This is a genomic window from Granulosicoccus sp. 3-233 (assembly GCF_052681095.1).
Window position 1 is genome coordinate 632,376 of sequence record NZ_JBQYLE010000002.1, and the last position, 12,617, is coordinate 644,992.

The following is a 12,617-nucleotide window of genomic DNA, read 5'->3' on the forward strand; positions in this document are numbered from 1 at the left end:
TCGGAACGTTCGATCGACCCGACGCCGCATACCCGGACATGCCTGCCGGAATCTCGATGGTTCTGACGATTCCGGGTACCAGGCACGATAAGTCCGTATGATGGGCCGACCCTTGTTTATTCGTTTCGGATGGAACTTGCATGACTTACCACGCTGCGGAAGAACGCTACAGTCACATGCCCTATCGACGATGTGGCAATTCCGGACTCCTGCTGCCGGCCATTTCGCTCGGCTTGTGGCACAACTTCGGCCACGATGTGGCCTATCAGACGCAAAAGGCGATCTGCCACACGGCCTTTGATGCCGGTATCACGCATTTCGATCTGGCCAACAACTACGGGCCTCCGCCGGGTTCGGCGGAAACGGCATTCGGCAAACTGCTGAGCACTGATTTCAAGCCCTACCGCGATGAACTCATCATCTCTTCCAAGGCGGGATACAACATGTGGCCGGGACCCTACGGTGATTTCGGCAGTCGCAAGTACCTGATTGCTTCCTGCGATCAGAGCCTGAAACGCCTGGGCGTCGATTACGTCGACATCTTCTATTCTCACCGCTTCGATCCGAACACGCCGCTGGAAGAGACCATGGGCGCTCTGGATCATATCGTACGCTCGGGCAGGGCGCTGTATGTCGGCATCTCTTCCTACAACTCGGTACGCACACGAGAAGCCGTTGCCATCCTGAAGGATCTGGGCACGCCCTGTCTGATCCATCAGCCCAGCTACAACATGATCAACCGCTGGGTGGAGAAGGATGGACTGAAGGACACCCTGCGCGAGCTGGGCGTCGGTTCCATCGCCTACACGCCACTGGCTCAAGGCATGTTGACTGACAAGTACCTCAACGGCATTCCTGAAGGCAGTCGTGCAACACAGGGAAAATCCCTGAAGCGTTCCTTCATCTCCGACAAGGCAATCGACAGTATCCGGGCGCTGAACGAGATAGCCGCCGCACGGGGACAGAGTCTGGCGCAGATGGCCATTGCCTGGGTGTTGCGTAACGAAGGAATCACCACCGCACTGATCGGTGCGTCCAGACCCGAGCAGGTGTCTCAGTGTGTCGGTGCGGTCGACAACCTGGAATTCACTCAGGCGGAGCTGGATGCCATCGATGCCAGTGCCAGTGAAGAGGATATCAATCTGTGGGCGAAGTCATCTTCGTCCTGATTCGCAGCCAGCTGATGGCTGAGCCAGTCGGCATGCTGGCTGGTGTTGCATGAATGGTTCGGAGGACTTATGGCAGGTGGATGGTCAAGAGACGGTGCCGTGCAGGATCAGATCGATGCCAGTGTCGATGAGGCCGTGTCGCGGGCGCGACAACGATTGCCGAGCGGTGAAAGCAGACTGACATGCGAAGAGTGTGAACAGCCGATTCCGGAGGCACGTCGGCAGGCAATCCAGGGTGTCAGTCTGTGCGTGGCCTGCCAGGAGGCCTCTGACGCCAGGGCCGAGGCGTCTGGCAGCCTGAACCGGCGCGGCAGCAAGGATAGCCAGCTGCGCTGATCGGACAATGCCGCACTCGCGGTCGCGATGAAAACTGATGAAACTGTTGATTGCAAGTGCACCGGCCATTTTCCTGCTGCTGTGGTCGGGGGGATTCACGGTGGCCAAGCTGGGCATCAGCGATGCCGACCCGCTGACTCTGCTGGCATTGCGCTATGCCTGTGTACTGGTCATTCTGTTGCCTTTCTTTCTGGTTGTCAGGCCTGCCTTGCCGAGTACGCGCGCGCAATGGTTTCATCTCTGCTTCGTCGGTTTTCTCATCCAGGTGGTCTATTTCGGTACTGCATGGATGGCATTTTCCCATGGGGGTTCTGCGGGTACGGTGGCATTGATCACATCTCTGCAGCCGATACTCGTGGCGCTGATCATGCCGGCACTGTCTCAGGAAACGGTGTCCATCAAGCGTTGGGTGGGGCTGTTGCTCGGTTTGAGCGGGACAACGATGGTACTCGCCGGCAATTCCGGTATCGGCGTGATCAGTCTGACAGTGCTGCTGTTTGCCGTGGCTGCCCTGATCACCTTCACGCTGGCGACGATCTGGGAAAAGCGATTCGGTGTCGGCCACCACCCGCTGACATCGAATCTGCTGCAATACGCGGTAGGGCTGGCAGGTACGCTGCCACTGGCAATGTTGTTCGAACCCATGCATGTCAGCGTTACCGTGCCGTTTCTCTTCGCACTGGCCTATCTGGTGCTGGGCAACTCCCTGCTGGCCATCAGTCTGCTGCTGATGATGATACGCCGGGGTGAAGCCACTCGGGTGTCTGCACTGTTCTTTCTGGTGCCGCCGGTCTCCGCCTTCATTGCCTGGCTGGTGCTGGGAGAACAGATGACGCCACTGGCCTGGCTGGGAATGGTCGTCGCTGCCATCGGCGTGTGGATGACCACACGCCGCAAGAAGGATCCGGCCGGTAAACCGGCACTTGACGCAACCGCCTGACAGTCAGATCAGCGTCTTGCCAAGTGCTCGTTCAACGGGAGAACAGGACCGGTGAGGTCATGTGTGCCAACAGGTGAGAGGTTGTGGCACCGATGACGAAATCGTACAACCGGGAATGTCCGAATGCTCCGGTGACGATCAGGTCGGCTCCGGTATCGGCAGCCTCGTTGAGTAGCTCGTCGCCAATCGCGATCTGACTCTTGGGGCGGTGCGATACGACGGTCCTGATACCATGCCGGTCGAGGTTGCATGCCAGATCGTGACCGGACTCCTTCATGGCACTCTCGGCGGTTGCGCCGGTACCGGTTATCCAGAAAATACGGGTTTCGTCGCCCTGTTGCATGAAGGGTATGGCGTCATGGGCGGCACGAGCGGATTCACCGGTGCCGCTCCAGCCGATCAGCGTACGTTTGCCGATGGAATGGATCTCTCCCACCCGGGGAATGACCAGCACGGGCCGACCCGAATGCTCGATGATTCTGCGCTGAGCCGATGCCAGTGCGGGGGAGTCAAGATCGGCATCTGTCTGTGACAGGATGACAAGGTCGACACAGCGCGCCTGTTCGGCTACCTGTTCACCCGTTGCGGCCACCGAGGTTTCTATCTGACGCCATTCGGCGACAAAGTCTTCCGCTGCCGTCTGTTTCTCGAAGGCCGCCTTGACACGCGCTGCCTGTGCCTCCTGACTTTCTCGCAGTTGTTCCAGAGCAGCGCCGGTCAACTGCATGGAGACACTGGCATACACTTCCATGTTCTGGAGTGCGTAAAGTCCGATGAGATGCGCATCGAACTGACGCGCGAGCATGATGGCTGTGGGCATCAGTCGCTCGGTTTCAGCCTCGTTGTTCAGATTGACGAGTAGAGTCTTGAAGTTCATGGTCAGCTATCCTCGTGTTGCCTTTGGTAGTCTGCGGACTACGGCCATGCAGAGAGTCTAGCGCTGGTATGGACAGGGGCCGTTGACTTGCATCAACAATGCGGTGCGGCGCTCAACCCTTGTGGCTACTGACCAGTTTGCGTAATTGAGGAATGTCCAGCAAGCTGATTTTCTTGCCCTGGGCCTCGATGACGCCTTGCTCCTGAAACTTCGAAAAGGCACGGGACACGGTTTCCAGCTTCAATCCAAGGTAACTGCCGATCTCCTGGCGGGTCATGCGCAGGATGAATTCGTTGGCGGCATAACCCAGGTGGCGGTATCGCTCCGACAGGTTCAACAGGAAAGCGGCGACACGTTCTTCGGCTTTCATGGTGCCAAGCAACAGCATGACATTGTGTTCGCGCATGATTTCACGGCTCATGACCTTGTGCAGTTGATGCTGCAATGGCTGGAAATCTCGCGCAATGCGTTCCAGCTCGCCATAGGGCAGTATGCACACTTCGCTGTCTTCCAGTGCGATGGCATCAACGCCATGCTGTTCGGTGGCAACGCCTTCAAAGCCCAGTAGTTCTCCGGGTATCTGAAAGCCGGTTATCTGATCGCGTCCATCGCTGGAGGTAATGCGCGTCTTGAAGAAGCCCGAGCGCACAGCATACAGAGCACGAAATTCATCGCCGACGATGAACAGGGGGTCGCCGCGCTTGACACGACGGCGCATGGCCACCAGTGCGTCGAGTTTTTCCAGCTCGGCAACCGGAATACCGCCCGGCACGCACAGTTCCCGCAAACTGCAAGTTGAACAGGCCGCAGCGAGTGAGCCGCCTGAGAGCAATTTTCCTGAGTGGGAAGTCGATGCCATTAGGTTTTCCATGATTGGCTGCTACGCTGGACGAACTGCGGGTTTTACCGCCTGTAAATCGTTGACAATAGTCAACAACAGTTCCATGTGCCTGCGTAATAGTAGCACCATGAAAACTGTCAAGCCGCACAATCGTCGGCGTGAGCTTTGCACCCGTGACGCTTCGCGCCGTTCCACCGTGTCCTATCCGGTGCAATGGCATGGAGATGATTCGGGCTCCGGGCCTGTCGGGCAGACTGCCTGCGACTGTGTCGAACGTCTGGACATGCGTGCACCGCGGTATACCAGCTATCCGACTGCTGACCGCTTCGTGGAGGCCTTTGGTCCCGAGGATCATGCGCGATATCTTGCGGCGCGAGCTCTGCAGCCAGCTGTTCCATTGTCCCTGTATGTGCACATTCCCTTCTGCAGTGCCTTGTGTTACTACTGCGCCTGCAACAAGAAGATCACTCAGGATTACGCCAAGGCCGAACGTTACATCGAGCACCTGATCAGCGAACTGTCGATGGTGGATTCACTGCTCAGCGGGGATCGCCGCCTGTTGCAGCTGCATTTCGGAGGCGGCACACCCACCTATCTGAAGAGTGTGGATCTGCAGCGGTTGATGAATGCCATTACCGAACGATTCAGTCTGACCTCGGCAGGTGAGTATTCGATGGAGATTGACCCCAGAACCGTCGATGAAGAAAAGATGAACGTGCTCAGGGAAGCGGGGTTCAACCGTCTGAGCCTGGGGGTGCAGGATTTCGATGTCGATGTGCAGGCAGCCATCAACCGCGTGCAGCCGGCCAGCCTGGTTGCATCGGTACTGGATACGGGTCGTCAACTGGGCTTCGAATCCACGAACTTCGATCTGATCCATGGTTTGCCAAGGCAGACCCTGGCAGGCTTTGCGCGAACCGTCGAAGAGGTCATTGCCATGCGTCCGGATCGCATTGCCCTGTACAACTACGCTCATCTGCCCAGTCGTTTCAAGGCGCAACGTCTGATCAACCCGCAGGACATGCCATCGCCCGAACTCAAGCAGGATATCTTTTGTCTGGCCAACGATCTGCTGGATTCCGCCGGGTACGACTACATCGGCATGGATCATTTTGCCCTGCCGGAAGACGGTCTTGCCAACGCACGTCGCACCGGTCGTCTGCATCGCAACTTTCAGGGGTATTCCACGCAACCGGATTGCGATCTGGTCGCTATCGGTGCCAGCTCCATCAGCCGGATCGGTAGTTGCTACAGTCAGAATCTCAAGGGCCTCAATGAGTACGGTGACCGGGTGTCGCAGAATATCCTGCCCACACAACGCGGCGTGGAACTGTCACGTGATGACATTCTGCGGCGCGCAGTCATCATGGCCATCATGTGTCAGGGTGAAATCGACAAGTCGACCTTCGAGATCGGCTATCTGATCGATTTCGACCAGTATTTCGAAGAGGAACTGCAGGCCTTGCAACCGCTGGTCGAATCGGGATACGTGCAGCTGGAAGAGCGCTGCGTGCGGGTCACAGCCCTTGGCAGACGCAAGGCTTTGCGCATGGTTGGCAGCCAGTTCGATCGCTACCTGCAACAGCATCAGTCAAGGTCGCGCTTTTCGACCATCCTGTAGAGTGGCAGTCGCACAGCCGCACAGAGTTTGAGAGAAGGTCGGCTGCGTGAATACGATGATCCGGCAGGCAGGCGCTCCTGCGTAGTGCTCGGCAGCTGCCCGGTCACGATGCCTGGAACCGGGCAGCGGTGCTGATATCAGGCCTGCTTTGCAATCTTGTCCTGCGTCATCGTATCGAAATCACTGGCATCGTGACGCTCATGCAGCTGCATGGCAGGGTCTCCCCAGGTGCAGTTGACCATTCGACCTCGTTTGACGGCTTCACGTTCGGCGATCTGCTCGGCCCAGCGCACAACGTTTCGATAGGAGGGAGTATCCAGAAATTCCGAGGCTTCGTAGACGATATCGAGCACCACCTGTCCATACCAGGGCCAGATGGCCATGTCTGCGATACTGTATTCGTCGCCGGCCATGTAGGTGTTGTCTGCCAGATGTCGATCGAGCACATCCAGCTGGCGTTTGGCCTCCATGGTGAATCTGTCGATGCAGTATTCGATCTTCACCGGGGCATAGACGTAGAAATGACCAAAACCGCCCCCCAGATAAGGCGCACTCCCCATCAGCCAGAACAGCCAGTTCATGCATTCGGTGCGGGCCGCCGGATCCTCGGGCAGAAATTCCCCGAATTTCTCGGCCAGGTACAGCAGAATCGACCCTGATTCGAAGAGGCGAGTGGGTGGTGTGGTGCTGTGATCCATCAGCGCCGGAATCTTCGAATTCGGATTGACCTCGACAAAGCCGCTGCCGAACTGATCACCGTCGCCGATCTTGATCAGGTGCGCATCATATTCAGCGCCCGCAATGCCTTTTGCCAGCAGCTCTTCGAGCATGATGGTGATTTTCACCCCATTGGGTGTTGCCAGTGAATAGAGTTGCAACGGATGTTTCCCGATCGGCAGCACCTTGTCATGAGTCGGTCCGGCAATCGGTCGATTGATGCTGGCCCACTGGCCGCCGCTTTCGGCGTCCCATTTCCAGACCTTGGGTGGAGTGTAATCAGGCAAATCGCTCATGATGGTATCGCTTGTCCGTATGGGGTTGGGTTGATTGTTGGGTTGCAGGGCAGTGGTTCAAGTCGTTTCCGACTGGAAAGCGGGAAAAAAGTGCCGTGAATCGCAGCTGCGGTCGGCAGGGGAGCGTAAACCTGTTAGTCGGCCGCACAGGGGAATGCCTGTGGTTTACACTTGCGGGTTCCTCGTTACAGGCAGATTGAACCGACTCTCATGAATGCAGGTGGCATCGATTTCGGCACATCCAATTCCAGCGTCGGCTACATGAGCGAGGGTGAGCCTACCCTGCTGGCATTCGGGGCAGATGGTTTTTCCGTACCCAGCGCCATTTTCTACTCCTCCGAGACCCCGGAGACCTTCTTCGGCAAGCAGGCCGTTGCGCAATACACCGAAGAAGTGGAAGGACGGCTGTTGCGTTCACTGAAGTCCATCCTGGGCTCCTCGCTGATGGGGGAGAAGACGGCGATACGCAATCGGCGTGTACCGTTCAGCGAAATCATCCAGGATTTTTTCGGCTACCTGCGAAGCACACTGGCCGAGCAGGGTCAGGCCGGGCTGACACAGGTCGTACTGGGGCGTCCCGTGCATTTTGTCGATGATGACCCGGAAATGGATCGCCTTGCCGAGCAGCAGCTGAGGGACATCGCCCGCAACGCCGGATTCCGGCACGTTGAGTTTCAGTTCGAACCGGTGGCGGCGGCCCTGGCATATGAGAGCAGGCTGCAGGATGAGCAACTGGCGCTGGTGGTGGATATCGGTGGTGGTACGGCCGACTTCAGCATCATCAGGCTGTCGCCGACTCGACACACCCGGATTGATCGCGCCTCCGATATCCTGTCGACGGTGGGGATTCACATCGGTGGTACCGATTTCGATCGACTGTTGAGCCTGCAGGCAATGATGCCCCTGCTGGGCATGGGCTCGCTGGTCAAGGGAACGAGCCGAGCATTGCCGCAATCGACCTATTTCGATCTGGCAACCTGGCACCGCATTCCACTGTTGTACAACAATGTCACTGCCCAGCGAATCCGGCAGATTCAGCTCGATGCCGCGGAACCGGAAAAGGTGCAATTGTTGCGGGAAGTTGTCGAACACCGACGCGGCCATGCGCTGGCCAGAGAGGTGGAGCAGGCCAAGATCAGTCTGTCGGCAGACGCAACCACTGACTGTGGGCTCGATGGTCTGTCCGCCCAACTGCGAACGCAGATCGATCGCCAGGGCTTCGAAGACGCCATCGATCCGGTTGTGCAACGGTTACTGCGCTGCGTGGCCGGGGCCTTGCAGGACTCGCAGCTGCAGGCGTCAGACATCACTCGGGTGTTCTACACGGGGGGCAGCTCGGCGGTGCCAATGTTGCAACAGGAATTTCGCAAGCTGTTTGCCGAGGCTGAACACGTGCAGGGAGATGCCTTCGGCAGCGTTGGTCTGGGGCTGACCATCGATGCCGGAAGGCGATTTGCCTGAGTAATCAGCAACCGTGATGATCAGTTGCCGACCGGGTTCAGCAGACCGGCCGTATCGTCACCGGACAGGTCGAACCGGGTTGCAATGTCCACGATCTGCCGCACGGTCTCGTCGTCGACCGGTATGCCATTGTCGGTTCTCTGCTGCCGATTGTGCTGCTCGGGTTCACCGGGAAGCTGCACGGAATCGGTTCCGACCGCCGGTTGCCTCGCCTTGATGAAGTCGTAGAACTCCATGGTGCGTTTCTCGACCGCCTCCTGGCTGTCGAAGGCCGTCGGATCGATGATGACAGAGAACATGTTGTTGATCACACCGTGAGGCAGATGTTCCATGGTGGCCACCGTGTCAGTACTTGCCAGGGCGCCGGCCAGCAGCTCGACGAAGATTCCCAAGCCCGAACCCTTGTGTGCGCCAAAGGCTGACAGTGCGCCAATGCGCGACTTGGCCATGGGGTCAGGATCCCGTGTTTCCAGTCCCTGTTCATCGACCAGGCAACCTGCAGGCATCTGTTCTCCCTTGTTGCTGGCGACGCGTACCTTGCCGAAGGCCACGGTGCTGGTTGCGATGTCCAGCAGCGGTCTGGCCTTGCCACCGACCGGCATGGCCATGCTGATGGGGTTGGTGGAAAAACCACTTTCTCGCGCACCGAAGGGGGCCACGATAGGCGCATGACCCACCACATTGACCATGTGCAGGGAGACATAGCCCTTCGCTGCGCAGTATTCGGAATAGGCGCCCAGACGTGAGACGTGGCCGGAATCGCGCAAGGCCAGTATGGCAACCTTGTGTTCGGGCACGCACTGCATGGCGTGATCCAGCGCTTCCAGCGCCATGCGATGGCCGAACCCTCGTCTGGCGTCCACGATGCTGATGGCGCCGACTGGCTCATGCAGCACTGGCTGCTGGTTGGGTATCAGATTGCCGTCGAGAATCTGCTCGCCGTAGAGCGGCAGCATGCCGATGCCGTGCGAGTCATGCCCCGTCAGATTGGCATCGACAAGATGGCTGGCCACTATCTCTGCCTCTCCGTCATTGCAGCCGAAGCCTCGGAGGACGGCCTTGGCAAAGGCCTTGACCGATTGGCTGGAATAGTTCGACATATGGCTCAAGGAAGTCTCCTGATGGGGATGGATCAAGGGCTGTTCGTTTCGATTCTACGCATTGTGCCGGTGACGGTTCACGTCGCTCCTGCGGTGCTGCCTGTTCGACACGGCTCGATTGCGCCATTGCTGCATTCGTTCCGGGTCACAAGGTACACTACCGTTCGGTAACGTCATTCTACGCTTCATGTCATTCAACGCACCAGAACTTGTACCAAAGCTGACAACACGTCTCACAGAGCTGGGTCTGGTCGAGCCAACTCCCGTTCAGGCGGCGCTGTTTGCACCATTGAGTGAAGGTCGGGATGTTCTGGTCGCTGCCAGCACGGGGTCCGGCAAGACGCTGGGCTATCTGCTGCCGCTACTCAATCGCCGGCTGCAATCACAGGATCAGTCGCAGCCCTGTACGCTGATCATTGTCCCGACTCGCGAGCTGGTGCACCAGCTCGCCGCAGTGCTGAGTGATTTCAAGGCTGTGCTGGAGCCGTGCAAGGTGGTTCGTGTCTGTGGCGGTAGCTCCATCAACACGCAGCTGATGTCGCTGCGCGGTGGTGCCGACTTTCTGCTGGCGACCCCGGGTCGGCTGCTGGATGTCATTGCTCACAACGGGCTGGATGTTGCGGCTGTCGATATACTGGTACTCGATGAAGCCGACCGTCTGCTCGGCGATGGCTTTCAGGAGCAGCTGGATGAACTGGTGGCGTTGTTCAAGCCGCGACAACGTCTCATGGTATCTGCCACCTACACGCGCAAGGTACGAGCCAAGGCCGGTTGGCTGCTGAAGAAACCGGTCATTGTCGATCTGGCGCAGGATGCGCCGGTGATCCGGCATCGGGCGATCCAGGTGGACGAGCAGCAGCGTGGCGATCTGTTGATCAGACTGCTGAGCGAGGGACGACTGTCCACCCCTTTGCTGATCTTCACGGCAGACCGCAAGGGGGCAGAAAAGCTGTCGGACCGGTTGTGCAAGGCCTCGATCGACAGCGCGGCTCTGCATGGCAAGCTGTCGATGGCGCAGCGGGCATCGGTTCTGCGGCGGCTGCAGGAAGGCAGATTGCAGGCACTGGTGGCCACGGATCTGGCAGCACGCGGCATCGATGTGCCCAGTCTGCCACTGGTGGTCAGCTACGATCTACCCCGTTCCGTGGAGCTCTATACCCATCGCATGGGAAGAACGGCGCGGGCGGGCAAGACCGGCGAGGCCATCAGCCTGGTCGACATCAATGCCGAAGCGCATCTGACGCTGATGGAAAAACGACTGTCTCTGAGCATTCCGCGTGAGCGCGTCGAAGGCTTCGAGCCGACAAACAGTCTGCGTCCGGTCATTCGTCCAGTCGATGGCAACGGAGGCATCAAGGGACATCGCATGAGCAAGAAGGACAAGTTGCGTGCGGCTGCTGCCAGAGTGCAGAACGATCCGGATTCGTCCGGCAGCTGATCGCAGCAGGGTGGAACTTCACCCGTTGCCACATCCTTTTCACGAATCAATCATCCATCACCACCGTTGCACCTGACAACACAACACGGAGATCATCATGCTGAAGTTCGGAATCCTGTCCACCGCCAAGATCGCTCGGGAACATCTGATACCCGCGATTCAGCAGGCTGAAGGCGCCAGTCTGGAAGGCATCGCCTCGCGCGATGCCGGACGTGCTCGCAAGATGGCCGAGCATTTCAATGCACCACAGTCGTTCGGCAGCTACGAGGAAATGCTGGCCTCCCCGGATATCGATGCCATCTACATTCCGCTGCCGACCTCGCAGCATGTCGAATGGGCGCACAAGGCGATCACGGCCGGCAAGCATGTTCTGGTCGAGAAACCACTGGCTCTCAAGGCATCCGAAATCAGCAAGCTGATTCGTGCCAGAGACAAGGCGGGTGTGGTGGTCTCGGAAGCCTTCATGGTGACCTATCACCCGCAGTGGCTGAAGGTCAGGGAGCTGTTGAAGAAGGGGACCATCGGTACCTTGCGGCGTATCGAATCCTCCTTCACCTATTTCAACAAGGATGCGGGCAACATGCGCAATCAGCTTGAACTGGGGGGCGGTGCCTTGCCGGATATCGGCGTCTATCCGACCGTCTGCGCACGCTTTGCCACTGGCATGGAGCCGCAGTATGCCAACGCCAGTGTCGAATTCGATCCGGATTTCAAGACCGACCGCTATGCCAGCGTGCAACTGAGTTTCGATGGAGTCGACATGAGCTTCTACGTCAGCACCCAGATGGCCAATCGGCAGACCATGGTGTTCCATGGCGACAAGGGCTTCATCGAGCTCAGCGCTCCATTCAATTCCAATCTGTACGAAGGGGATGAAGTGCGGGTACACAATGCGAAGCACAACGATACCCGTACCTACCGGTTCACCGGCATCAATCAGTACCGCCTGGAGGTCGAAGCCTTCTGCCGGGCTGTTGCAGGCCGGAAACAACCGGTGTTCACGCTGGAGGAGTCGGTTCTCAATCAGAAGGTCATTGATGCCATATACAAGTCTGGCAAGAGCGGCAAGCGTGTGAAGATCTGATATCGGGGGAAATGCCATGAATCAAGAGAAGGGTGAATCGATGCAAGCCGAGTCCGAGATTGTCGACCGGGTCATTCGATCCCGACATACGCGCAAGGTGATGCTGTCGCCGGACAGTCTGTCAGAGGCGGCGGCCGTGTGGACCTCCGAGCATGAACAGGCGCTGCGTACGATGATTGAAGGTGCCGCCTGGGCTCCGTTTCATCGCCGGGCCCATGAAGCAACGCATCGTCAGGGAGCGCTGGACTCGGTGGTTCCCTGGCGTTTTCATGTACTGGACAAGCCAGCCTGTCTTGCCTTGCTGAATCATCTGCAGATGCAGGCAGAGAGTGACGCCGATCCTCGCTGGGCGCGTGCCTGGCAGTCGAAGATCAAGAACATGCTGTCAGCCTGTGGCGCTCTGGTGCAGGCGACCTGGTTGCCTGATCCGGCTGAAACCGGTGATGAGCCGCAACTGACGGACAACAATGTCGAGCATATCGCAGCCACCGGCGCCGCCATACAGAATCTGTTGCTGGCCGCCGAGGCTCGCGGCTGGCGCAGCTACTGGTCCAGCGGCGGAATTCTGCGAGATCCTCAGGTGTTCGAATACCTGGGCATCGGCGCTCGCGAATCACTGCTGGGCTCCGTGTTCCTGACCCCGGTGGAGGCCGAGGGGGTCACTCTGATCCATGGCGGTCTGCGCGACCAGCGAGGGGAGACTGGCAGCTGGTCCAGATGGGTGCAGCTGCCCTGAC

At 58.5% G+C, this 12,617-nt stretch carries 12 protein-coding genes; 8 read left to right on the top strand and 4 right to left on the bottom strand.

Going from position 1 to position 12,617, the window contains the following annotated elements; translation table 11 throughout:
* Positions 1-140: 140 nt before the first annotated feature.
* From mgrA to ACUNV4_RS07640, 3 genes are all read left to right on the top strand, one after another.
* Positions 141-1,169, top strand: a complete 1,029-nt coding sequence (mgrA, locus tag ACUNV4_RS07630) for an L-glyceraldehyde 3-phosphate reductase (protein ID WP_430877914.1) — start codon at positions 141-143, stop codon at positions 1,167-1,169.
* Positions 1,170-1,238: 69 nt separating this feature from the next.
* On the top strand, positions 1,239-1,505 hold the full coding sequence (locus tag ACUNV4_RS07635; protein WP_430877915.1) for a DksA/TraR family C4-type zinc finger protein: 267 nt from the start codon (positions 1,239-1,241) through the stop codon (positions 1,503-1,505).
* Between the two features lie 37 nt (positions 1,506-1,542).
* Positions 1,543-2,445: a DMT family transporter gene (locus tag ACUNV4_RS07640; protein WP_430877916.1), complete on the top strand. Its 903-nt coding sequence runs from the start codon at positions 1,543-1,545 to the stop codon at positions 2,443-2,445.
* Positions 2,446-2,476: 31 nt separating this feature from the next.
* Here the strand turns inward: ACUNV4_RS07640 and ACUNV4_RS07645 are convergent, their stop codons facing one another.
* Positions 2,477-3,322, bottom strand: a complete 846-nt coding sequence (locus tag ACUNV4_RS07645; RefSeq protein ID WP_430877917.1) for a universal stress protein — start codon at positions 3,320-3,322, stop codon at positions 2,477-2,479.
* A 112-nt stretch (positions 3,323-3,434) separates the two neighbouring features.
* Positions 3,435-4,193, bottom strand: coding sequence for a fumarate/nitrate reduction transcriptional regulator Fnr (gene fnr, locus ACUNV4_RS07650; protein ID WP_430877918.1), 759 nt, complete (start codon positions 4,191-4,193; stop codon positions 3,435-3,437).
* A gap of 97 nt (positions 4,194-4,290) precedes the next feature.
* Here fnr and hemN point away from each other — a divergent pair, with 97 nt between their 5' ends.
* On the top strand, positions 4,291-5,784 hold the full coding sequence (gene hemN / locus ACUNV4_RS07655; protein ID WP_430877919.1) for an oxygen-independent coproporphyrinogen III oxidase: 1,494 nt from the start codon (positions 4,291-4,293) through the stop codon (positions 5,782-5,784).
* Between the two features lie 137 nt (positions 5,785-5,921).
* Here hemN and yghU read toward each other — a convergent pair whose 3' ends face one another.
* Positions 5,922-6,797 (bottom strand): glutathione-dependent disulfide-bond oxidoreductase, encoded by an 876-nt coding sequence (yghU, locus tag ACUNV4_RS07660; RefSeq protein ID WP_430877920.1) that lies wholly within the window; start codon positions 6,795-6,797, stop codon positions 5,922-5,924.
* A 210-nt stretch (positions 6,798-7,007) separates the two neighbouring features.
* Here yghU and ACUNV4_RS07665 point away from each other — a divergent pair, with 210 nt between their 5' ends.
* The gene (locus tag ACUNV4_RS07665) at positions 7,008-8,258 is read left to right on the top strand and encodes an Hsp70 family protein (RefSeq protein ID WP_430877921.1); all 1,251 of its coding nucleotides are present in this window, start codon (positions 7,008-7,010) and stop codon (positions 8,256-8,258) included.
* 20 nt (positions 8,259-8,278) lie between these two features.
* Here the strand turns inward: ACUNV4_RS07665 and ACUNV4_RS07670 are convergent, their stop codons facing one another.
* Positions 8,279-9,358 carry a malate/lactate/ureidoglycolate dehydrogenase gene (locus ACUNV4_RS07670; RefSeq protein WP_430878297.1) on the bottom strand — a complete coding sequence of 360 codons (1,080 nt, stop codon included), beginning with the start codon at positions 9,356-9,358 and terminating at the stop codon, positions 8,279-8,281.
* 187 nt (positions 9,359-9,545) lie between these two features.
* Here ACUNV4_RS07670 and ACUNV4_RS07675 point away from each other — a divergent pair, with 187 nt between their 5' ends.
* The 3 genes from ACUNV4_RS07675 (at position 9,546) to ACUNV4_RS07685 (ending at position 12,616) form a co-directional block, all read left to right on the top strand.
* A complete protein-coding gene (locus ACUNV4_RS07675) occupies positions 9,546-10,796 on the top strand; it encodes a DEAD/DEAH box helicase (protein WP_430877922.1) in 1,251 nt (416 codons plus the stop codon).
* Between the two features lie 97 nt (positions 10,797-10,893).
* Positions 10,894-11,880 carry a Gfo/Idh/MocA family protein gene (locus tag ACUNV4_RS07680; RefSeq protein WP_430877923.1) on the top strand — a complete coding sequence of 329 codons (987 nt, stop codon included), beginning with the start codon at positions 10,894-10,896 and terminating at the stop codon, positions 11,878-11,880.
* A gap of 16 nt (positions 11,881-11,896) precedes the next feature.
* Positions 11,897-12,616 (top strand): nitroreductase family protein, encoded by a 720-nt coding sequence (locus ACUNV4_RS07685; protein ID WP_430877924.1) that lies wholly within the window; start codon positions 11,897-11,899, stop codon positions 12,614-12,616.
* Position 12,617 lies beyond the last annotated feature (1 nt).